This window comes from Microbulbifer maximicatervae (SeqCode), assembly GCF_056232625.1.
Window position 1 is genome coordinate 5,172,370 of sequence record NZ_CP174324.1, and the last position, 20,785, is coordinate 5,193,154.

22 protein-coding genes are annotated in these 20,785 nt (G+C 51.0%); 15 read left to right on the forward strand and 7 right to left on the reverse strand.

The genetic code is table 11. From position 1 onward, the window contains the following. Positions 1-763 precede the first annotated feature (763 nt). Together argF and ACJJI6_RS22505 are read right to left on the reverse strand one after the other, a co-directional pair. A complete protein-coding gene (argF, locus tag ACJJI6_RS22500; protein WP_475712098.1) occupies positions 764-1,678 on the reverse strand; it encodes an ornithine carbamoyltransferase in 915 nt (304 codons plus the stop codon). A gap of 22 nt (positions 1,679-1,700) precedes the next feature. Then, positions 1,701-2,885, reverse strand: coding sequence for an aspartate aminotransferase family protein (locus ACJJI6_RS22505; protein WP_475712099.1), 1,185 nt, complete (start codon positions 2,883-2,885; stop codon positions 1,701-1,703). A gap of 317 nt (positions 2,886-3,202) precedes the next feature. On the opposite strand from ACJJI6_RS22505, the gene grxD reads away from it, so the two are divergent. Next, the gene (grxD, locus tag ACJJI6_RS22510) at positions 3,203-3,535 is read left to right on the forward strand and encodes a Grx4 family monothiol glutaredoxin (protein WP_282933784.1); all 333 of its coding nucleotides are present in this window, start codon (positions 3,203-3,205) and stop codon (positions 3,533-3,535) included. Between the two features lie 111 nt (positions 3,536-3,646). Here grxD and bfr read toward each other — a convergent pair whose 3' ends face one another. Next, positions 3,647-4,138 (reverse strand): bacterioferritin, encoded by a 492-nt coding sequence (gene bfr, locus ACJJI6_RS22515; RefSeq protein ID WP_020412720.1) that lies wholly within the window; start codon positions 4,136-4,138, stop codon positions 3,647-3,649. A 1,147-nt stretch (positions 4,139-5,285) separates the two neighbouring features. Continuing rightward, positions 5,286-5,516: a bacterioferritin-associated ferredoxin gene (locus tag ACJJI6_RS22520; protein WP_413662956.1), complete on the reverse strand. Its 231-nt coding sequence runs from the start codon at positions 5,514-5,516 to the stop codon at positions 5,286-5,288. Between the two features lie 314 nt (positions 5,517-5,830). Between ACJJI6_RS22520 and ACJJI6_RS22525 the strand changes: the two genes are divergently transcribed. The 7 genes from ACJJI6_RS22525 (at position 5,831) to ACJJI6_RS22555 (ending at position 13,249) form a co-directional block, all read left to right on the forward strand. Continuing rightward, positions 5,831-6,433, forward strand: a complete 603-nt coding sequence (locus ACJJI6_RS22525) for a peroxiredoxin (RefSeq protein ID WP_444896448.1) — start codon at positions 5,831-5,833, stop codon at positions 6,431-6,433. 240 nt (positions 6,434-6,673) lie between these two features. Next, on the forward strand, positions 6,674-7,876 hold the full coding sequence (locus tag ACJJI6_RS22530; RefSeq protein WP_444925620.1) for a serine hydrolase domain-containing protein: 1,203 nt from the start codon (positions 6,674-6,676) through the stop codon (positions 7,874-7,876). A gap of 100 nt (positions 7,877-7,976) precedes the next feature. Continuing rightward, positions 7,977-9,896, forward strand: coding sequence for a molecular chaperone HtpG (gene htpG, locus ACJJI6_RS22535; RefSeq protein ID WP_475712100.1), 1,920 nt, complete (start codon positions 7,977-7,979; stop codon positions 9,894-9,896). A 246-nt stretch (positions 9,897-10,142) separates the two neighbouring features. After that, positions 10,143-11,174, forward strand: coding sequence for an NAD(P)H-dependent glycerol-3-phosphate dehydrogenase (locus tag ACJJI6_RS22540; RefSeq protein WP_475712101.1), 1,032 nt, complete (start codon positions 10,143-10,145; stop codon positions 11,172-11,174). A gap of 13 nt (positions 11,175-11,187) precedes the next feature. After that, positions 11,188-11,670 (forward strand): DUF4389 domain-containing protein, encoded by a 483-nt coding sequence (locus ACJJI6_RS22545; RefSeq protein WP_475712102.1) that lies wholly within the window; start codon positions 11,188-11,190, stop codon positions 11,668-11,670. Positions 11,671-11,795: 125 nt separating this feature from the next. Then, the gene (gene sixA, locus ACJJI6_RS22550; RefSeq protein WP_475712103.1) at positions 11,796-12,248 is read left to right on the forward strand and encodes a phosphohistidine phosphatase SixA; all 453 of its coding nucleotides are present in this window, start codon (positions 11,796-11,798) and stop codon (positions 12,246-12,248) included. 68 nt (positions 12,249-12,316) lie between these two features. After that, positions 12,317-13,249, forward strand: coding sequence for an alpha/beta fold hydrolase (locus ACJJI6_RS22555; RefSeq protein ID WP_475712104.1), 933 nt, complete (start codon positions 12,317-12,319; stop codon positions 13,247-13,249). On the opposite strand, the gene ACJJI6_RS22560 is transcribed toward ACJJI6_RS22555, so the two are convergent. After that, positions 13,246-13,590 carry a 5-carboxymethyl-2-hydroxymuconate Delta-isomerase gene (locus tag ACJJI6_RS22560; protein ID WP_282933776.1) on the reverse strand — a complete coding sequence of 115 codons (345 nt, stop codon included), beginning with the start codon at positions 13,588-13,590 and terminating at the stop codon, positions 13,246-13,248. The two genes, ACJJI6_RS22555 and ACJJI6_RS22560, sit on opposite strands and share 4 nt — an antisense overlap. Before the next feature lie 54 nt (positions 13,591-13,644). Next, positions 13,645-14,187 carry a GTP cyclohydrolase I FolE gene (folE, locus tag ACJJI6_RS22565; RefSeq protein WP_282933775.1) on the reverse strand — a complete coding sequence of 181 codons (543 nt, stop codon included), beginning with the start codon at positions 14,185-14,187 and terminating at the stop codon, positions 13,645-13,647. Between the two features lie 341 nt (positions 14,188-14,528). On the opposite strand from folE, the gene prmB reads away from it, so the two are divergent. Together prmB and aroC are read left to right on the forward strand one after the other, a co-directional pair. After that, positions 14,529-15,452, forward strand: a complete 924-nt coding sequence (gene prmB, locus ACJJI6_RS22570; protein ID WP_444936431.1) for a 50S ribosomal protein L3 N(5)-glutamine methyltransferase — start codon at positions 14,529-14,531, stop codon at positions 15,450-15,452. 172 nt (positions 15,453-15,624) lie between these two features. Further along, positions 15,625-16,701 (forward strand): chorismate synthase, encoded by a 1,077-nt coding sequence (aroC, locus tag ACJJI6_RS22575; protein ID WP_108734111.1) that lies wholly within the window; start codon positions 15,625-15,627, stop codon positions 16,699-16,701. A gap of 59 nt (positions 16,702-16,760) precedes the next feature. On the opposite strand, the gene ACJJI6_RS22580 is transcribed toward aroC, so the two are convergent. Beyond that, complete coding sequence (locus ACJJI6_RS22580) at positions 16,761-17,840, reverse strand: integron integrase (protein ID WP_475712105.1); 1,080 nt, start codon at positions 17,838-17,840, stop codon at positions 16,761-16,763. Positions 17,841-18,174: 334 nt separating this feature from the next. Here ACJJI6_RS22580 and ACJJI6_RS22585 point away from each other — a divergent pair, with 334 nt between their 5' ends. The 5 genes from ACJJI6_RS22585 to ACJJI6_RS22605 all read left to right on the forward strand — a co-directional run bounded on the left by ACJJI6_RS22585 (position 18,175) and on the right by ACJJI6_RS22605 (position 20,778). After that, positions 18,175-18,486 (forward strand): hypothetical protein, encoded by a 312-nt coding sequence (locus tag ACJJI6_RS22585; protein ID WP_475712106.1) that lies wholly within the window; start codon positions 18,175-18,177, stop codon positions 18,484-18,486. A gap of 100 nt (positions 18,487-18,586) precedes the next feature. Beyond that, entirely contained in the window at positions 18,587-18,937 is a 351-nt protein-coding gene (locus ACJJI6_RS22590) for a hypothetical protein (protein WP_475712107.1), read from the forward strand. Between the two features lie 143 nt (positions 18,938-19,080). Continuing rightward, a complete protein-coding gene (locus ACJJI6_RS22595) occupies positions 19,081-19,368 on the forward strand; it encodes a hypothetical protein (RefSeq protein ID WP_444911324.1) in 288 nt (95 codons plus the stop codon). A gap of 617 nt (positions 19,369-19,985) precedes the next feature. Beyond that, the gene (locus tag ACJJI6_RS22600; protein WP_444911325.1) at positions 19,986-20,324 is read left to right on the forward strand and encodes a hypothetical protein; all 339 of its coding nucleotides are present in this window, start codon (positions 19,986-19,988) and stop codon (positions 20,322-20,324) included. A gap of 145 nt (positions 20,325-20,469) precedes the next feature. Then, positions 20,470-20,778, forward strand: a complete 309-nt coding sequence (locus ACJJI6_RS22605) for a transposase (protein WP_444926030.1) — start codon at positions 20,470-20,472, stop codon at positions 20,776-20,778. Positions 20,779-20,785: the final 7 nt, after the last annotated feature.

A 20,785-nucleotide genomic window follows, 5' to 3' on the forward strand; every position in this document is an offset into this window, starting at 1 on the left:
CAAAAGAACGGCGGCCACATGACTGTGTGGCATGGCGGAGCGTGTCCTTCGCTTTGCCAGTGTTTATCCACAGCTGTGGACACTGGAAACAGGCGGCTTGTCACCGGCTATCTGAAAAGGTTTGCCAGCTGCTGCCTGTGGCGGAAATTCCATTCCGCCCGCTTACCTCTGATTCTGCTTTGAAAAAAGCAGCGCCTGACGCCCACCGCCAAAAAGTGTGGTGGTGCGCCGGAATTTGCCCCACATAATGGGGGTGCTCTTAAGCCTCTACCCCAATATATAGGGGGTCGGCCTCGAGTGCGCTACAAGATAATGCGGTAGGCGGGTCAGTTCAAGGCGAATAACTATGTAGTTGTTTGTGGATAAATTGTGGGTAGAGGTGCTGAGTCAGTAGCCACTTTCGCGGCAGAGCCCGCCAGCCCTGGGCTGCAAAGGAGTGGGTGCCGGGAAAGAACGCTGGGTACAGTGTCTTACAATTTTTTTTAATAGCTAGAGCGCTGTAAATTAACAACGGCAATAACCATTTGCAAATGGCTGCTCTTTGAGCAAAGTGGTACTCAATTGCTCAATTTACTGACGCTTATTTAATTCTGACATCTTGGCTGGCTGTAAATTAGTCGTTGGCGCCGATTGCTAAATTTAGCGATCTCTTGGATTTTTTGTCGCCAATCGCATCTTTTATACGTTGTCGGGAGGAGAGGCGCAGGGGAGTGAGTACAGGTAGCAGGGTACAACCGCAGGAGTGGCTGTACCCTTTTAGGGTTTATCGACTGTGGTCTTGGAGGAATTCCATCAGGGCTTTTTGCGCGTGAAGGCGGTTTTCAGCCTCATCCCATACCACCGAGATGTTGCCATCCTCTAAAAGTTCGGCACTCACCTCCTCTCCACGGTGGGCGGGCAAGCAGTGCATAAAGATGGCATCGCTATTGGCGTGGCTCATCAGCTCATGGTCCACGAGGAAGCTCTCGAAGGCTTTCAGGCGGATCTGTTGTTCAGTTTCCTGTCCCATGGAAGCCCACACATCGGTGGCCACCCAATCGACCCCTTTAACAGCCTCCACCGGATCGTGTACTACGGTGACCCGATCACTTGCCGAAGCGAGGATATTGGCGTTGGGCTCGTAGCCGGGCGGGCAGGCTATACGCAGCTCAAAATTGCACAGGCGGGCAGCATTAATATAGGAGTGGCACATATTGTTGCCATCGCCGACCCAGGCGACCACCTTGCCCTCAGGGCTGCCGCGGTGCTCCACAAAGGTTTGGATATCTGCGAGCAGCTGGCAGGGGTGGTAGCTGTCGGAGAGGGCATTAATCACCGGTACCTTTGAATATTCTGAGAAGCGCTCCAGTACCTGGTGGCCAAAGGTGCGAATCATCACCATATCCACCATGCTGGAAATTACTCGGGCGCTGTCTTCAACGGGCTCCCCGCGGCCTAACTGAGTATCGCGGGGAGATAGGAAGAGGGCGCTGCCGCCCATCTGTGCCATACCGGCCTCAAACGAAACGCGGGTGCGAGTAGAGGATTTTTCAAAAATCATCCCCAGCACTTTGCCGCGAAAAAGGTCGGTATTTATTCCTTGAGCGCGCAGTGTTTTGAGTTCGATTGCGCGTTCAATAATTTGCTTGAGCTCTTCCGAGGACAAGTCTGTCAGGGTGAGAAAATGTCTGATCGCCATAAGCTGTTCTCCTTTTTTTGCATCAGACTGCTTGCAGTGCAAACTGGTGAATCAGTGAGCTGACATCGTTTGCCAATTGATGGCACTCGTCGTCGCTGAGTGTGAGTGGGGGGAGCAGGCGTACTACATTGCCGGCGGTAACATTAATCAGCAGTCCGCGCTCGCGGGCTATGTCCACCAGTTTGGCACAGGGCTGCTGCAATTCTATTCCGATCATCAGCCCCAAGCCCCGCACCTCTTTGACCTGGTCGCAATCGGATAACTGTTGTTTGAGTTGATGTAGCAGGCGTTGCCCCAATGCCTCGGCGCGCTCAAACAGCCATTCACTTTCCAGCGTATCGATCACTGCCAGTGCGGCACTGCAGGCTAGAGGGTTGCCGCCAAAAGTGGAGCCGTGGGTGCCCGCAGAAAATAATTGTGCGGCAACTCCCCTGGCCAGGCAGGCTCCGATAGGGACACCGTTACCCAGTCCTTTGGCAGTGGTCACCACGTCGGGCAATATGTCTGCATGCTGGTAGGCAAACATTTTGCCGCTGCGACCGTTTCCGGTTTGCACTTCATCCAACATCAGGAGCCAGTTATGTTGATCGCAGAGTTCGCGCAATTGCCCCAGGTAGTTGGAAGTGGGCACGCGTACACCGCCCTCTCCCTGAACCGGCTCAACCAGCACTGCGACAATATCGTTGCGCTCACCAGCGAGCTTTTCGATGGCTGCGGTATCGTTAAACGGCACACGCAAAAAACCCTCGGGCAGAGGACCGAAGCCCTCTTGGATTTTTTCATTGCCGGTTGCTGTCAGGGTAGCCAGGGTGCGGCCGTGGAAAGCGCTTTCCATTACCAGGATTTGAGGGGTCTCAATGTTGCGGCTATTGCCTAGCCGCCGCGCTAATTTAATCGCTGCTTCATTGGCCTCAGCTCCAGAATTGGAGAAAAACACATTGTCCATGCCGGATAGCTGTACCAGCTTGTCTGCCAGTTTCTCCTGCGCAGGGATATTGTAGAGATTGGATACATGTAACAGGGTCCGAATCTGCTCGTGCAGGGCCAGGGTCACTTTGGGGTGGCAGTGGCCAAGGCCGCAGACGGCGATTCCAGAGATTGCATCCAGGTATCGTCGGCCCTGATCATCCCATACATAATTGCCTTCACCCCGCACCAGTGTGAGGGTTCGATCGCCATAGTTTTGCATGAGTGTCGGGGTGGCCACCGGGGCATCTCCTTAAATATTGACTATTTAGACTATCTATTTTCCGCAGAAAATTCTGTTTAAGCTTTCGAATCTGCACTTTATATCGATTGGAGCAATGGTAACACAGCCTTTATAAGCTGTGTGCCATCTGGCTGGCTGAATTTTCAACATGGTATCCGGTGTTGTAGATCTGCGGTTTTTGCTTTCATCGAGGGGATGGTGTACTTATTGCCGGCCCCACTGGGGTACAATGGATGCCGGCGCGCTATATCAGATGATGGTATGGTGCCTGTACACTTACTTTTTGCTTCGACCACCTGAGGTTTTTCACGCTTATGGATACACTGGAGAACATCAAGCAGCAGATCGCTGATAACACCATTCTGCTTTATATGAAAGGTAGCCCTAATGCCCCCCAGTGCGGCTTTTCCATGCGGGCCTCCCAGGCGATGATGGCTTGCGGTAAGCGCTTTGCCTACGTTGATATTCTGGCTAACCCGGACATTCGCGCTGAGCTGCCTAAGTATGCGAACTGGCCGACCTTCCCCCAGCTGTGGGTTAAGGGCGAGCTGATCGGTGGCTGTGACATCATTATGGAAATGCATGAGAACGGTGAGCTGAAAACCTTGATTGATGAGGCATCAGCGGAGAGCGAAGGCGAGGATTAATTTCCGCTTTTGCTCCAATATGTCTGCTGCTATAGATGGTAGGCATAATGTAGAAACAAAAAAAACCGCAGCGGAAGCTGCGGTTTTTTTATGCCTGCGAGAGGACTTAAACTACTTGCCAGAGTGGCCGGCTGCAGTTTCCATTTGAGTTTGCAGGTAGTTTTGAATGCCAACTTTGTCGATCAGCTCCAGCTGGGTTTCCAGCCAATCTACATGCTCTTCCTCAGACTCGAGGATTTTCTCCAGCAATTCACGACTGCCGTAATCCCGAACGGACTCGCAATAGGCGATGGCTTCACGCAAGTCGGGAATGGCCTTGGATTCAATTTTCAGGTCGCACTTGAGCATCTCTTCGGTATTTTCACCGATCAGAAGTTTGCCCAGGTGCTGCAGGTTGGGAATACCTTCGAGGAAAAGAATGCGCTCGATCAGCCAATCGGCGTGCTTCATTTCATCAATGGATTCGTGATATTCCTGTTTGCCCAGCTCTTTTAAACCCCAGTTGTCGTACATGCGGGCGTGTAGGAAATACTGGTTAATAGCTACCAGTTCATTACCCAGTACTTTGTTTAAATGCTCAATTACCTTGGGGTCGCCTTTCATAGCCTGTGCTCCTGAAGCCCTGCCAACTCAATTAGGTTTGCAGAGAGTTCCTATTTGTTAGTCGCTAGAGATTAGTTGATATTTTTAGCTACTAAAGTTTATTAGTCACTAAAGTCTGCGGCTGCCTGATTTACCTAATTTTATTTTAGGGTTTCAGCTGCAATCGGGGCCGAGTTTGCGTTGCGATTTGCGGCAAGTCAAGAAAAAATTTTTCTTGCAGAATGCAGGAAAAACAAGGGTTTTAACGCAAATTTAGCCGAAAATAGCAACGAAAATAATTATCATTAAGGTTGTGTGGGCAATACAACAATAAGTCATTTATTTCGAATATTAACCCTTGTTATTGGTGGATTGTGCATTTCAGTTGAGGTTAATGTTTTCATGTTTGGTATTAATAATGCTTCTTATTTATATATACGGGTGAAACGCTTGCAGTTATAAGTTGAGCCAAAACCTTTTCTAGTATTCGAGTGGCGCTTGAATAATTAATTTTTTTCTAAATTAAATGATCCCACCTTTTGATAGTTTGCCATCTGACCGACTCATTGAATGGTTACCTGGAATATAAAAGCGATTGAGTTGATATTTTATTGATGGACTCATGCCCTGAATTGATGTTGACCACTGTCGAATGTCACGTGGATTACGAAGGGGTTAACAGAGCGGTGTCTGAATAAATCAGTAATACTTTCGGGCTCCTGAAGTCAGCAGATTTTAGGTGTGTCGCTGCGAGTGTCCTATCTAACAGGGCCGACCCTACAGGCTTTCATAGCGATTTACGCTCTGTGCTGTAAAAACCAAAAATATCACGGAGTTGTTTAGAGGCTTTCTAAAACAGATTTTCCCAATATCCAACTTTTCCGATCCAAGGGGTATTGCAGTGAGGCCGGAGGGGTCAGTAAATCGGAGGGCTAGAGTTTGGCGAGCATTTAAAGCCGGGAGACGCGTTTGCAGGTTGAGATTTATAGCTGCCCAAGGTTGGCCGATATGTGTTCAGGTTGAGAGCGGAGATAAAGACAGTGGAGGCACGCTAGTTCGACTTGGATGGGAGTCTTATACAGGATTTTAAGGTTTTACGAAGAGCTGGAGGGCTGGGTAGATAAAAGTGGTATAGAGGCCACCAGAGGAGGGTGGCCATATTGGACGGTCAGCTGGCGGAGTAGAAGAGGCCGTTGTTGGCAGAGGACACCATCCCACCGCTCATGGTCTCGTCGATGATCTCCTTGGTCTGCTCGGCACAGCGTCCACATTGAGAAGAAACGCCCAGCTGGCGTCTTAACGCCTTCACCGAAGTGGAGCCATCATAGATCGCCTCTTTAATCTGGCGGTCAGTTATGCCCTTACAAATACATACATACATGGCGGTGGCTCTGTTCAACTCTTACTCAATAGTAGTCAGGTAGGAATCCTATTGCAATTGAGAATGAGTGTCAATAAGATTTCGGAATGGTCGCATTTCGCCCTCTTTGTTTGCTATTTGTACATTTTTGCGGGTAGGTCATCCTATTTTGGGTGTTAGTTCACGCATAGCCGTTCTGCTATCAGCCTGATTTAAAAAATTTATGGGCCTGAAATAAGTGGGTGTGTATCATAGCGGCCCACTATTAATTCCCATTCGATTTATAGCTGTTGCTCATAAATTGAACACTCTACGTATCATCAACAACCCATCATTGGATTGAGGAGGTTTTCATGGCAGTTCTGGTAGGCAAGCCGGCTCCGGATTTCACCGCTGCAGCGGTATTGGGTAACGGCGAAATCGTCGATACTTTTAACCTGAAAGAAGCAATCAAAGGTAAGAAGGCTGTAGTTTTCTTCTACCCGCTGGACTTCACCTTCGTATGTCCTTCTGAGCTGATCGCTTTCGACCACCGTTTCGCTGAGTTTGAAAAGCGCGGTGTTGAGGTAATCGGTGTATCCATCGATTCCCAGTTCTCTCACAACGCATGGCGTAATACCTCCGTCAACGACGGTGGTATCGGCCCGGTTAAGTACACTCTGGTTGCAGACGTTAAGCACGAAATCTGCCAGGCGTACGACGTAGAAGCTGACGCTGGTGTTGCTTTCCGCGGTTCCTTCCTGATCGACGAAGAAGGCACTGTACGTCACCAAGTAGTTAACGATCTGCCGCTGGGCCGTAACGTTGACGAAATGCTGCGCATGGTTGACGCTCTGGCGTTCCACCAGGAGCACGGTGAAGTTTGCCCCGCCGGCTGGCAGGAAGGCGACAAAGGTATGAACGCTTCTCCGGAAGGTGTAGCGGCTTACCTGAGCGAGAACGCTGAGAAGCTGTAAGACGCTTTTTGCGTTGGGGTCCCCGGGCCCCAAAAGAAGAACCGCCGCAAGGCGGTTTTTTTGTTTGTACAAGCCTTGTTGCGCTGATCTGCGCTGATTGGCATGGCCGTCCCCGCGCCGGAGAAAAGTGCAGACTAGAATTCAGCGGTCAGTCCTGCGTGGCGCCTAAATAGAGTTTTTGCCCGCTGGCTGCTAGTCTTATCTGCAACTACCGGATTGCTTTGGCGGCTCGATTTGCTTATGAGACCTGCAATTCTTTCAAATATCGTCTACGGCATGCGCGCCTCTATGGCACGTTTTTTCCTCTTCCTGGTGATTCTGGGGAGTCTGTCCCTGCCTGCGCAAGCGGCTGATATAGACGACAGGGCCAAACAGTTTGGCCGATACTTCAAACAGATGATGGCGGGTAAATCTATACCCGGCGGCGCCTATGTCATCGTGGATGGCAACCGGGTGGTCGCGATGGACACCTATGGCGTCAGGGTCAGGGGTAAATCCGGCAAGGTGGATCAGGACACGGTGTTCCGTCTGGCCTCGGTATCCAAGACCTTCGCTGCCAGTATGGCCACTATGTTGGAGCATGAAGATCGCTTCAAATGGGATGACAAGGTGGTCAACTATGTGCCGGACCTGAGCTTTAAGACGCCCTCGTTGTCTCGCCAGCTTCAGGTGGAACACTTGCTCAGCCATTCCTCGGGCCTGACCCCCAACGCCTACGACAACTACCTTGAGGACAACAAGCCTCTCAGCAAGATATTGCCCAAGTTTGCCAATATCGATCCGCGCTGCACGCCGGGAAAATGCTACGGCTACCAGAATGTGTTGTTCAGCCTTATTGAAGATGTGATTTTTGAGGCGACCGGGGTCTCCTTTGCCAGCCAGCTGAAAAAGCGAATTTTTGTCCCGCTGAAAATGCAGAACGCATCGGTCGGTTGGGAGAGCTTTATGGCCTCCGACAACCGTGCGGCACCCCATATCCAGACAGGCAGTGGCTGGCGCCCGGTAAAGGTGGAGAAGGAATACTACTTTGCTGCACCGGCGGCGGGAGTGAATGCCAGTATCTCCGATATGGCCCAGTGGCTGAAAGCCCAGATGGGCTACTACCCGAAGGTGCTGTCACCGGAAGTGATCGCCGATATGACAACTGAACGAGTCGCTACCCAGCGCCATATGCGCCATCGTATCTGGAGAGATTACCTGTCTCATGCAGGCTACGGCTTGGGCTGGCGCCTCTACACCATCGGTGATGACCGCATTATTTATCACGGCGGTTGGGTTGCGGGCTTCCGTGCGGCGGTGGCCTATTCGGAAAAGTTGAAAGTGGGTATTGCCATCCTGATGAATGCGGAGTCCCGAGTGATCTCAGATCTCACTGCCAATTTCGTGATCGATATTACTGGCAAAGGTAATCTCGCTACCGCTCAAACCAGTGGAGATCGCTGATCTCCACTGGTAAGTGATTGTCCTTCCCCCCTTGAAACCTGCTGGCTGATCCCAATATTTGCTCCCTGTTCCGATTGACGTTTACGGGGAGACCGAATAGATGACCGTTGAGGCCCAAAAAGAGAGCCATGGATTCCAGACGGAAGCCAAGCAGCTACTGCACCTGATGATCCACTCGCTCTACTCCAATAAGGAGATTTTCCTGCGCGAGCTGGTATCCAACGCTTCTGATGCCGCCGACAAGCTGCGTTTTGAATCGCTGTCCAAGCCTGAGTTACTTGGCGAAGATGCAGACCTGCGCATTCGCATCGAGTTTGACAAGGAAGAGGGTACGCTCACCATTACCGATAACGGTATTGGTATGAGCCGCGATGAAGTTATCGAAAACCTCGGTACTATCGCCCGCTCCGGCACCTCTGCGTTTATGCAGCAGCTGACCGGAGACCAGAAAAAAGATGCGCACCTGATCGGCCAGTTCGGTGTGGGCTTTTACTCCGCCTTTATCGTCGCTGACAAAGTGGACGTATTCACCCGTCGCGCCGGCTTGAATTCCGACCAGGGTGTGCACTGGGAGTGTCACGGTGAAGCGGAATACTCCGTAGAGACTGTTGAATGGCCCCAGCGCGGTACTCGAGTGGTTCTACACCTGAAAGAAGAAGCGAAAGAGTTTGCCGATAGCTGGCGCCTGCGCTCCATCATTAAAAAGTACTCCGATCACATCGCCATTCCGGTGGAAATGCTGAAAGAGGAAATGCCGGCGGCGGAAGAGGGCGAAGAGCCGAAAGAAGAGAAGGCGCCTGAGTTTGAAGCAGTAAACGCTGCCCAGGCCCTGTGGACTCGCCCCCGCTCCGATGTGAAATCTGAGGAGTACAAGGAGTTCTACAAGCATATCTCCCACGATTTCGACGATCCCTTAACCTGGAGCCACAACCGCGTAGAGGGCAAACAGGATTACACCAGCCTGCTTTACATTCCGGCGCGCGCACCGTTTGATCTGTACCAGCGCGATGCCGCTCGCGGCCTCAAGCTGTATGTGCAGCGCACTTTTATCATGGACGATGCGGAGCAGTTCCTGCCGCTGTACCTGCGTTTCGTGAAAGGTGTTCTGGACTCCAATGATCTGCCGCTGAACGTATCCCGTGAAATCCTGCAAAAAGATCGCAATACTGATGCGATCAAGAGCGCGCTGACCAAGCGTGTTCTGGATATGCTGGATAAATTGGCGAAGAAAGATGGAGATGAATACCAGAAGCTCTGGGATCTGTTCGGCAATGTATTGAAAGAAGGTCCGGCTGAAGATTTCTCCAACAAAGAGAAAATTGCCAAGCTGTTGCGCTTTGCCAGCACCCATACCGATACCGAGAAGCAGGATCAATCCCTGGAAGACTATGTGGGTCGCATGAAGGATGGCCAAAAGGCGATCTACTACGTGTGTGCCGACAACTTCGCTACGGCCAAGTCCAGCCCCTACCTGGAAGTATTCCGCAAGAAGGGTATCGAAGTGCTGCTGCTCACCGATCAGGTGGACGAGTGGTTCGTGGGCCATATGAACGAGTTCGACGGCAAGCAGTTCCAGGACGTGGCCAAAGGTGCGCTGGATCTGGGTGAAGCCGAGAGCGATGAGGACAAGGCTGAGCGCGAAAAAGTTGAGCAGGAGTCCGGTGCCCTGGTTGAGCGGGTACAGGAAGTTCTGGAAGGTCGCGTTGAATCCGTACGCGCAACCACTCGCCTGGTGGACTCCCCAGCGTGTCTGGTGGTGAGCGAACAGGATATGGGCCCGCAAATGCGCCGCATCCTGGAACAGGCCGGCCAGGCCCTGCCAGATGCCAAGCCGATCTTTGAAATCAATCCGTCCCACCCACTGGTACAGCGTCTGGACCAGGAGGCGGATGAAGATCGCTTTGCGGATCTCACCAATATCCTGATGGACCAGGCTAATCTGGCTGCCGGTAACCAGTTGGCAGATCCGGCGGATTATGTGCGCCGTCTGAACACGCTGCTGCTGGAAATGCACGGCTAAGTCAGCGCTATTGATTGGTGCTAAGCGATGGCCAGCGGAGTTGTTTTAGACTTTGCTGGTCCCAGAAGCGGCCCCTGCCGGATCGAACGGTGTTTTATCGGTTGGTCAAGGCAGAGGGCCGTTTTTGCTATTTACTGTGCCGTTTCGCACAATTGGCAGAAGTTTAAAACAAATTGACCCCATTGGGCTCAGCGGGTCATGCCTCTATAATCCGCAAGTCTTATAAGAAGCTTTATTGGTGTGACAATGCAAAAAGAAACTTCCAACCCCCTCGCTATTGCCGTATTGGGCGGCGGCAGTTTCGGAACCGCGATTGCTAACATTGTGGCGGGCAACGGCCACGACACCCGCCAGTGGATGCGCAATGCGGAGACGGCGGCTGAGTGTCGCGATACTCGAGAAAACCATAAATATCTGCCCGGCGTGCCCCTGCATCCGGAATTACAACTTACCAGCGACCTGGAGCAAGCGGTCGATGGTTGCAGTATCGTTTTTGTCGCGATACCCAGTAAATCCTTTCGCGAGGTGGTAAAAAAAGTAGCCCCGTTGTTGGCGCCGGGCACCATGCTGATCTCCACCACTAAGGGAATCGAGCACGACAACTTCCACTTAATGAGCGATATCCTGCGCGAGGAAACCACCGACATGCGTGTCGGGGTCTTGAGCGGACCAAATTTTGCAAAAGAAATTGTTGCGGGGCACTACACTGCAACGGTGGTGGCCAGTGAAGACGAGGCACTTTGCAAAGCGATTCAATCGGCACTGCACTCGGAGACTTTCCGGGTTTATTCCAGTAACGATGTGTTTGGAGTCGAGCTTGCCGGTGCGCTGAAAAATATCTACGCGATTATCACTGGTATGGCTGCGGCACTGGAGCGCGGGCAAAATACCATCAGTTTATTGATCACCCGCTCCCTGGCAGAAATGATGCGTTTTGCTGAAGCGATGGGTGCCGATCCCATGACGTTTATCGGCCTCGCCGGTGTTGGCGACTTGATTCTGACCTGTTCCTCAGACCTCAGCCGAAATTATCGGGTGGGGTATATGGTCGGTAAAGGCAAGCCGCTCGATCAGGCTGTCGCAGAAATCGGTCAGGTGGCCGAAGGTGTGAATACGGTTCGTCTGATTAAACAGAAAGCCGACGAAATGGGTGTCTACATGCCCTTGGTTTCCGCGATTCACGCCATATTATTTGAACAGCGGCCGATTCCTGAGGTGATTCGTAATTTGATGTCGGGCGCGCAAACTTTTGATGTGGCCTACTCGGCCAAGCCTTAAATGGAAGCCTCATATGAAAAATGACGATCTAAAGCGCAATCTTACTTCCGGCAACCAGTGGGTGCGCCTTATCTATATGGTGCTGTTTGCAGTGTGCCTTCAGGTTGCCGCGTGGTTACTGATGGCGGTAGTGATACTGCAATTCCTGTTTTCGATTATCAGCGGGAAATCCAACGATAATCTGCGTCGCTTTGGCGATCAGCTCGCCTCCTATGTTTACCAGGCGATCCAGTTCCTGATCTACAACTCCGACGAAAAGCCTTTCCCGTTTGCCGAGTGGCCTGAATCTGAAGTAGAGGATTTGTCTGGTTACGAGGGCGCCGAAGATGTTTCTGCAGAAGTGGTTTCTACGGAAGTAAAGCGTGAAAAGGATAAGGCTGAAGTCGAAGCCGAGGATGCCATTATCCTGGGTAGCTCCGAGCCCGAGAGCAGCGAAAAGCCCGAGCTGGTTGAGGAAAGTGCCGACGACGCCGACAAACCTGTCGACAAGAACTGATCGCTTTTCCTATCGCTAATTTATCCGGTGCCTTATCCGTGGGCACCGGATAAATATCTGCTGCCCTCCCTACGAATATTCCCGCAGATATCAACAAAGTAACAACCTACCCTTGAGGAAGCCCCATGCTGCTGTTTATTTTGCGTCACGGTAAAGCCGAGCCCATGCTCGCCAATGATGCAGAGAGAGCCCTGACAGAGCGCGGGCGCAGGCAGGTTGCACAGGTTTGTAAAAAGCGCGCCGAGGAACTGGCGGAGGTAAAGGCTATTTGGGCCAGCCCATTTGTACGCACCCAGGAAACCGCTGAGATTGCTGCCGCTCAACTGGGATTGCCCGTTATTACCGAACCGCTGCTGATCGGCAATACCCACCCACAGCAACTGCTCGACCATTTGCAAACCCAGGATACCTTCCCGCTTCTCCTGGTTAGTCACCAGCCTTTGGTGGGCAGCCTGCTCAATGGCCTCTGTGGCCGCGGCAACGAACACCCGATGGGCACTTCCAGCCTCGCCTGTGTCAGTGCGGATGTATGGGCTAATAGCTGCGCTGACCTGGAGTGGTTGCAGCACGCAGAGTAATTTTTCCGGTCGTGTCTGCCAGTAAATCCCTATTGCGCTGATCACAACTGTCATTGCGGATGTTGTTGGTGGGCCGCACCATTTCACCACCTGTTTTTAGTCACTATCCGGTGGATATCACTTTGGCGACAAATCAAATCACTCCCCGTGAAATCACCCTTGAGTTTGATCACAAGTCGATTGCCGCACGCCAGTGGGGCGACCCGGAGGGAGAGCCGGTAATTGCTCTTCACGGCTGGTTGGATAACTGTGCCACCTTCAGTCGGCTGGCTCCCCTGCTGAGCGGAATTAATCTGGTAGCGATAGATATGCCGGGCCACGGACGCAGCTATCACCGCTCACTCGATGCCAACTACAACATCTGGGAAGAGGCGGAAGATATTTTGGGGGCGGTGCACGCGCTCGGCTGGCGCAAGTTCTCCATTGTGGCGCACTCCCGAGGTGCTATCGCCGGGGTGATAACCGCTGGTGCTTTTCCCGATCGGGTAAAGCGCCTAGCACTGATCGATGGCCTGGTACCTCCCTCCACCGAAGATGAAAAAGCTCCGGAGAACCTGGCCAAGGCCATTGCCCAGAGAGCCCGTTATGGCACGCGCAAGCTGCGGGTTTACGGTACCTTCGAAGAGGCTGTCGAAGCGCGCAAGAATGGCATGTTTCCGCTAACTGAGTGGGCTGCGAAGGTATTGACCGAGCGGGGCACCCGGGAAGTGGAGGGTGGCTATATGTGGAGTAATGATCCCCGGCTGATGGCGGCTTCCACGGCCAAGCTCAATGAGCCACAGATTAAAGCTTACTTATCCCGATTGAAGATGCCGGTGCAGCTGGTTCTCGCTGAAGACGGTATTGCAGATATGCTCAAGCGCCTGCGCCCTGTACTGCAAGAGTTTCCGGGTATTGAGGCGCGCGAGATTCCCGGAAGCCACCACTTACACCTGGAGGAGAGTGGTGCCCGGGCGATTGCAGAGTGGTTTGGGCCTTTCTTGCGCGGTGAAACCGCTTAGAAGGGAACCCGTTTGGAATAGCAGCTGGCATCCATCTCCCGCACCTCTACCGAGACTGCGGGAACTCCCTCGGCAAATTGGCACAGGCTGTTAAAAACCGCCGAGCTCAATGCCTCCCTTTCCCGCGTAGAGCGCCCTTCAAGCAAGCGGATCTCTGCGTGGATAAAGCTATTGCCATTGTCCCCAGCGATAAATTGGTCGTAGGACTTGGCGCGAGTCTTGATATTGTGGGAGGCGAACAGACCGGAACGGTGCATCGCCTCCTGAGCCGAGCTGACCAGTGCAGCGACAGAAATCTTCTCTTCCAGATTTTTCGCATACTCTATGATCAGGTGAGGCATAGCGGTCACTCCTCGGTCAAAGCGGCCCTGGCGGTCGCTGGGTACCTGTGGCGTTTACTGGCGCAGCAGGGAGAGGAACTCGTTGCGTGTGGCCTGGTTGCTGCGGAAAGTACCGAGCATAGCCGAAGTCTTCATCACAGAGTTCTGTTTTTCCACACCGCGCATCATCATGCACATATGCTTGGCTTCGATGATCACGCCGACACCGGCAGCACCGGTAACGTTTTGCAGGGTCTCGGCGATCTCTACGGTCAGCTGCTCCTGGATCTGCAGGCGGCGCGCAAACATATCCACAATGCGTGCTACCTTGGACAGGCCAACGACCTTGCCATTGGGAATATAGGCTACGTGGGCGCGGCCGATAAACGGCAGCAGGTGGTGCTCACACAGGGAGTAGAGTTCGATATCCTTAACTAGCACCATTTCGCTGCAGTCGGACGGGAAGAGCGCGTCGTTGACTACATCTTCCACGGTCTGTTTATAGCCGCGTGTCAGGTATTCCATGGCTTTGGCGGCGCGCTCCGGGGTGTCTTTGAGCCCAGGGCGTTGCGGATCTTCGCCGATTGCTTCAATAATTCGCGCGTAATGTTCGTTCATGCTGCTCTTTCCAACATCTCAGCCCGAAGGGCGGGTGCGCTACCCTAAGCGTTTGTAACCCGAGAGTAAAGATCCACGCGGCCCCAGGAGCCTGTTAGCTGTTATTTGACGACCACTGACGAAGGCTATTTTGTTAGCAGGGCGGAGCGAAGTTGGGCGGAAAAATGGCTTAGGGCCTTTAGGTAGCCGCTGTAAAATGGCCACTTAACCTTACTCGTCGCTTATTTGGTGTGAGCAAACTACACTCCCCGGGCATTGATTGGCCCCTCTCAGCAACAACAGAGGGCACCCGCAGGTGACAGTGGGCCCCGACGAGATACAAAGCACTTAAGGATAGATTGATGATAGAAAGGCGTGAAACAAGCCTCCACGAACTGACCACGGTTTTGGACTATATCCGCTGGGGGACCAGCCGATTCAATGAGGCCGACCTCTACTACGGCCATGGCACCGACAACGCCTGGGACGAGGCCGTTTTACTGGTAACCCACGCCCTGCATCTCCCTCCTTACAGTAAGCCGGAGATACTCCAGGCCCGTTTGACCATGGAGGAGCGCCGCGACGTACTCACTATCCTGGAGCGGCGCTTTAGCGAGCGGGTACCGGCGGCCTACCTGACCAAGGAAGCGCATTTCTGCGATATGACATTTTATGTGGACGAGCGGGTACTGGTACCCCGTTCACCGATTGGCGAGATGATTCGCCACAACTTCCAGCCCTGGCTCAATGTTGAGCCCCTGGCGATTCTTGACCTCTGTTGTGGTAGCGGTTGTATCGGTATCGCCTGTGCCGAGGCCTTCCCGGAAGCGCGTGTCGATGTGAGCGATATTTCCGAGGACGCGATCGAAGTTGCACAGATCAATATCAATCGTCATGAGTTGAACGAACGCGTGCGCGCAGTTCAGTCGGACCTATTTTCCGGCCTGCACGGTATGAGTTACGAGTTGATCGTGTGCAACCCGCCCTATGTCGATGCCCGCGATCTGGCCGAAATGCCTGAGGAATACCACGCTGAGCCGGATATAGCCCTGGGCTCTGGCGATGACGGTCTCGATTTTACCCGTCGCTTGCTGCGCGAGGCTGCCAACCACTTACAGCCCGACGGCCTGTTGATCTGCGAAGTGGGTAATAGCTGGGAAGCCCTGGAAAAAGCCTTCCCGGAGGTGCCGTTTATGTGGCCCGAGTTTGAGGATGGTGGCCACGGTGTCTTTGCCATCAGCCGGGAAGAACTGCTCGCCTATCAACCCTACTTCGAAAAGGAATAATTCCTTTTGCCTCCCCGGCAATCTCGGTTGCCGGGTTATGGGTACAAGCCCGGTTCTGCGGACACTTGTGCTTTTTGCCCCAGTCTGCGCACTGGGGCGGGCAGATCATTTATAATGCGCGCCCCTATTGTGGGCCATCCTGTTTTACCACCTACTAGCTGGAAAGTCGTCTATGTCGGGCAATACCTTTGGCAAGCTGTTTTGTGTCACCACCTTTGGCGAAAGTCACGGCCCCGCGCTCGGTTGTATCGTCGATGGATGCCCTCCGGGTCTGGAGATTAGTGAAGAAGAAATTCAGCGAGAGCTGGACCGCCGCAAGCCCGGCACTTCCCGCTATACCACCCAGCGCCGCGAACCCGACCAGGTAAAAATCCTTTCCGGTGTTTTCGAAGGAAAAACCACCGGCACGCCTATTGGTCTGTTGATTGAAAATACCGACCAGCGCTCTAAGGACTACAGCAATATCGCTGAACAGGTAAGGCCAGCCCATGCCGATTTCACCTATTGGCAAAAATACGGCATCCGCGACTACCGTGGGGGTGGCCGATCCTCCGCCCGTGAAACTGCCATGCGGGTTGCCGCCGGGGCCATCGCCAAAAAATGGCTGAAACAAAAATACGGCATTGAAGTGCGCGGTTATCTCTCACAATTGGGCCCGATCAAAGTACAAAAGTTGGATTGGGACCAGGTAGAACAAAACCCCTTCTTTTGCCCGGATGCTGATCGGGTCCCCGAAATGGAGACCTATATGCAGGAGCTGATCAAAGAGGGGAACTCTATCGGTGCGCGTATCTCAGTACACGCCAGCGGCGTTCCTGCTGGACTGGGTGAACCTATTTTTGATCGCCTGGATGCAGATCTGGCCCACGGCTTAATGAGTATTAACGCGGTAAAAGGCGTGGAAATTGGAGCTGGCTTTGACAGTGTGGAGCAAAAGGGCACTGAGCACCGAGATGAGATCACTCCAGAAGAGGGGTTCCTGTCGAATAATGCCGGTGGTGTGTTGGGTGGTATTTCCAGTGGCCAGGATATCATTGCTCATATCGCCCTGAAGCCGACTTCAAGTCTGCGTATTCCCGGCCGCAGCGTTGACCGCTCCGGCAATCCCATTGAAGTCGTTACCAAAGGCCGCCACGACCCCTGTGTTGGTATTCGAGCAACGCCTATCGCTGAGGCCATGATGGCCCTGGTTCTGATCGATCACGCACTGCGCCACCGCGCGCAAAACGGAGATGTAACACCGGGATAATTCGATCGGCTTTTTTCTATTGGATACCGGCGAAAGCCCGGTATCCAATCTCTTCGCTACTAAGATGCAGCCAATAAGCCAAGCCCCTGGGCTTCCCCCACCTTGCTCCCAACAAAATAGTTAGCTCCAGCCTCCTCAATTTTATTAATGTTGCGCAGTCGGTCTGAAGGGCTTAAAACGCCTTTATTTCCCCGATTTACGACATGGGTATAAATTTCAGTAGTACTAACATCCGAATGCCCTAGCAGTTCCTGAATTGTGCGCAGGTCATAACCCGCTTCGAGCAAGTGAGTCGCAAAGCTATGGCGAAATGCATGGCAACGAGCCGGTTTGTTGACTCCCGCTAGCTTGACAGCTATACGAACCTGGCGCGCTAAAGTTGACGCGTGCATATGGTGCCTTCTGTTTTCACCGGAGCGAGGACATTGGCCGATGGTGCTGGAAGGGAAAAGGTATTGCCAAGCCAGTTGTCGGCTTGCACTTGGATACTTTCGTTCCAAAGCGTTAGGTAAATAAACCGAACCAAAACCAGCCAAAAGATCTTGTTGGTGTAATAGGGAAACAGACTCCACCTGCCTATGTAGTTGCACAATTAACCCATTAGGTAATATCGTAGTGCGATCCTTATCCCCCTTACCACCTCGAACAAAAATATTATTGCTGTCGAAGTCTATATCCTTTATGCGTAAAGAAAGCAGTTCGGCACTGCGAAGACCACTACCGTACATTAGTTCAACCTGTAATCTGTAGGTGCCTTCAAGACAATCCAAAATTGCTGATATTTCTCTTCGGCTATAAACCACAGGCAAGTACTTCTGTTGTTTTGCCAGTTTAAAGTCCAGAGCCTGAATATCCCTACCAAAGAATCTCTTGTACAGATATATCAAAGCGTTCAGAGCTATTCGCTGTGTATTTGCTGAGCAAAGGCCCTGAACTGCAAGGTGAGAGAGAAACGTCTCAATCTCAACAGCTCCCATATCGTTAGGGTGCTTCTTTTTATTGAAATGAATGAAACGTTTAATCCAATGGGTGTAAGTTTGCTCTGTACGGTACGATAGTCCTTGTTTTCGAATATGAAATCGCAGATTGTCCATAAATCGTTCAGGCTTACCTGGGATTTTGTGGCGAATGTCGTCCATGGTATTGCCCTTAGACTGTTTTTATATACAGTATTTGCTCTTTTGTCCTGCTGTCAATATCAGAATTCAAGAGAAGCTTCTCCTATTTCTGGAGGTGACGATCTATCTCTTTGATTTTTATAGGGTTGGTAATGTTATAAAGAGCAGAAAAAGCAGGTAGATATATAGCGACTGCTATATATCTACCTGTTGAGAAATATGCCAAATTTCTTAACTTTTTGATATTATTGGATTTTTGAGGTTATCTTGAAAGAAGTGAGTAGAATTATATAGAAGGCTGATATAAAGACGCTTCTTTTGAATTAACTGTTAAGAGTCAAAACATAGATATTCAATGAGTACTAATAAAGAGTTATTTCTACATGTGGTAAAGGTCTTAGGTTATCTGAATTTTGGGCTATTTATTCTGGGTTTCTTTAACTCAAAAGGTGGGAGTGGTGCTGCTGTACTATTTCTGCCGGCCAGTTTAATCTTAGCAACAGCCGTCACTCTTGTTTATATTTTTGGCTTTAAGTATCTTCATTTGGCTGGAAAGCGCATGGACTATTGGTTTTGGTTCAGACCATATGTTTGGCTCATAGTAATTTTTGTATTCCTTGTAATTAGTATTGCTTCTATTGGGCACTTCGGAAATGCGAACTCTTAACAAAGTCAAGCACGATCGCCAGCAAAGCTGGCTGGACCTACATTCCGCAGCTTCGCTGCTCCATTTCGGCCCGTGTTGGCGGCGTTATGAATTCAAATAGATGAAAGAGTTAATCTTAAAAACGGAAGTTGAAAACGCTAGCTTTTACGTTTCGTCTTTAGCTATTGGGATTCTCGAAGGAATGAAATCTGGTGGCGTTCCTCTTGAATGCGGTACATGGAGTTTGGCTCGTCCAATCTTTTGGGAAGCTCTCGAAAGCTGTATCGAAATCGATTGCCGGTTAATTGAATGGGTTTCAACGTTGGATGAGCTAGATGCTCTACAAAGCCTTGGTGGCAGTGCGCACAAAGTTATTGATGAGCTATTGGGCCTCCTAAAAATTAGTCAGGCCAAATCACTTAAAGGTAATCCGTCACTCGCAATATCTTCAGTGGTGCAAGCAAATTCATAACAAAGCCATCAAAAATCGGCCGCAAGCGGCCTGGACCTCCGTTGCATTGCTCGTTTTGCGCTTTTTCGCTACGCTAGCGCAAAACCACCAATACAACTCCGGCCTTTTATGGCGGCGTTAGGCGATGAGGGTTAAATAAAACCATGAATCGAAGATTTTATAAATCGTATGCTGAGGGCATGGAAGGTGAGGAAGGTGCATTCCTTTGTGAAGTTGTAGACCAGCTAATCGTGAGGCAAATTTACGTTATCGATGGATGCCATTTTTGGGCGACACCTGACACCGAAAATAATGAGGTATACTTTTTTACTGATCAACCGGAGTTTCCTGAGGGAGATATACCTCGTCTTGAGAAAGAGTTTGATCTTGTAGAATTAACGGAAGAAGAGTTTCTGAAAGTGTGGGAAATTGCACAGAAAGAAAATTATTGAACTGAGTTATGGGAGCAGCCGCCTAACAAGGCGTTGCAGACGGACAGTTTGTTCCACTGCTCAAATGTGTTGTCGCTACGCTATAATACATTTGCTCCGCTCCACAAACTGCTGCTGAACTTGGCGTTAACACTACACAAGCATCGGAGCAATAATTGGCCCAAATGCTATAAGGAGTATTGCTGTGAGGAATCCCAACCCAAAGAGAAGTCCCCCTACTGTTACTTTTGTTGTGTCTGTTTTGTTGTCTCTACTCATTATTTCTATCTCCGGTATTCTTTGGTTAGAATCGTTTGAATCTAACTGGTTAGGTGCAGGCGGCGGTGTTGTCACTTTATTTGGTCTATACCTCACAACTTACAGATCTTTAAATTTTCTACCTTCTCCACAAGATCTAACATTTCTTGAGGACGAGGTAAGAAGTCCTTTTATGGAAACCGCACTAGCTGAGTTTTACTACAAGAAGAGTTTAGATCTAAAGGGTGGGTTTTCTCTCATCGTAGTAGGAACACTAATTTGGTCTTATGCGTTCTTTTTACACCAAGTGTTAACAAGTTGAGGTTGTCGGACTGCAAAAAGCGCAGCCGCAACTCAAAACGTTATGTGTAAGGTCACCCATGATCGATTCGAACCAAATTAAAGCCTTGTACGAAAGTGAAAGAAGACAGGACCTTCTTGATCTATTGCTAGAGGAATCCCAATACACGATTCCTTTGAGGGATTATGATGGTGATGAAACAAGGCTGACGTTAGAAGAAAAAGAGTTGCGTGGATGTGCTATCGATCATTTGCGATTCGTCATCAGCTATGGTTTCGTACAAAGCGTGGTAAATGATAATGGTAAAATATACGCACCACGCTACCAAGAGTTCGAGAATTGGTTAAAAGCTGGATGTCCGGGGCTAATCAGCCTAGAAGTAGAAGCGTATTTAAATGATAACTCAGTCAACACATAACAAAGTGCAGCACAGCGCGGCTGCGCCGCTCGGACAAGCTACACTGCGTTTCGCTTGCCAGTGTGCACGGCGTTATGACTAAGACTTACCCACGTTTAGTAGACACCCTGTATAGTTAGGTTTAGGCCTAACACGGAGGTGTATCATGGGTAAGAAAAGAACTCAGGCGTATACGGAGGAGTTCCGTAGAGAAGCAGTTAAGAGAGCGGAAAAGCCTGGAGTAACAACGGCTTCTGTGGCGCGAGAGCTAGGCGTCAGCGCACAGCAGATCTACAACTGGCGTCGTCAATTTAATCGACTGTCTGATAAGCAGTTCAATAGTTTAGACGGTGTCGACTATTCCAAACAGGAAAGCGCTGAAGTTCGCAAGCTCAAGAAGGAGCTGCATGAAGCTCGTCAGGAGGTTGAGTTTCTAAAAAAGGCAGCTGCGTACTTTGCGAACCACCAAGAGTAAAGTACGC

Excerpts from the sequence above, each read along its gene's own strand:
- ACJJI6_RS22560 (WP_282933776.1), bottom strand. The coding sequence starts at position 13,590 with ATGCCTCACCTGATCATAGAGTATGCGAAAAATCTGGAAGAGAAGATT.
- folE (WP_282933775.1), bottom strand. The coding sequence starts at position 14,187 with ATGAACGAACATTACGCGCGAATTATTGAAGCAATCGGCGAAGATCCG.
- ACJJI6_RS22530 (WP_444925620.1), top strand. The coding sequence starts at position 6,674 with ATGAGACCTGCAATTCTTTCAAATATCGTCTACGGCATGCGCGCCTCT.
- ACJJI6_RS22545 (WP_475712102.1), top strand. The coding sequence starts at position 11,188 with ATGAAAAATGACGATCTAAAGCGCAATCTTACTTCCGGCAACCAGTGG.
- argF (WP_475712098.1), bottom strand. The coding sequence starts at position 1,678 with ATGGCGATCAGACATTTTCTCACCCTGACAGACTTGTCCTCGGAAGAG.
- bfr (WP_020412720.1), bottom strand. The coding sequence starts at position 4,138 with ATGAAAGGCGACCCCAAGGTAATTGAGCATTTAAACAAAGTACTGGGT.
- ACJJI6_RS22540 (WP_475712101.1), top strand. The coding sequence starts at position 10,143 with ATGCAAAAAGAAACTTCCAACCCCCTCGCTATTGCCGTATTGGGCGGC.
- ACJJI6_RS22595 (WP_444911324.1), top strand. The coding sequence starts at position 19,081 with ATGAATCGAAGATTTTATAAATCGTATGCTGAGGGCATGGAAGGTGAG.
- ACJJI6_RS22605 (WP_444926030.1), top strand. The coding sequence starts at position 20,470 with ATGGGTAAGAAAAGAACTCAGGCGTATACGGAGGAGTTCCGTAGAGAA.
- prmB (WP_444936431.1), top strand. The coding sequence starts at position 14,529 with ATGATAGAAAGGCGTGAAACAAGCCTCCACGAACTGACCACGGTTTTG.
- grxD (WP_282933784.1), top strand. The coding sequence starts at position 3,203 with ATGGATACACTGGAGAACATCAAGCAGCAGATCGCTGATAACACCATT.
- ACJJI6_RS22590 (WP_475712107.1), top strand. The coding sequence starts at position 18,587 with ATGAAAGAGTTAATCTTAAAAACGGAAGTTGAAAACGCTAGCTTTTAC.
- ACJJI6_RS22525 (WP_444896448.1), top strand. The coding sequence starts at position 5,831 with ATGGCAGTTCTGGTAGGCAAGCCGGCTCCGGATTTCACCGCTGCAGCG.
- htpG (WP_475712100.1), top strand. The coding sequence starts at position 7,977 with ATGACCGTTGAGGCCCAAAAAGAGAGCCATGGATTCCAGACGGAAGCC.
- ACJJI6_RS22585 (WP_475712106.1), top strand. The coding sequence starts at position 18,175 with ATGAGTACTAATAAAGAGTTATTTCTACATGTGGTAAAGGTCTTAGGT.
- aroC (WP_108734111.1), top strand. The coding sequence starts at position 15,625 with ATGTCGGGCAATACCTTTGGCAAGCTGTTTTGTGTCACCACCTTTGGC.
- ACJJI6_RS22580 (WP_475712105.1), bottom strand. The coding sequence starts at position 17,840 with ATGGACGACATTCGCCACAAAATCCCAGGTAAGCCTGAACGATTTATG.
- sixA (WP_475712103.1), top strand. The coding sequence starts at position 11,796 with ATGCTGCTGTTTATTTTGCGTCACGGTAAAGCCGAGCCCATGCTCGCC.
- ACJJI6_RS22600 (WP_444911325.1), top strand. The coding sequence starts at position 19,986 with ATGATCGATTCGAACCAAATTAAAGCCTTGTACGAAAGTGAAAGAAGA.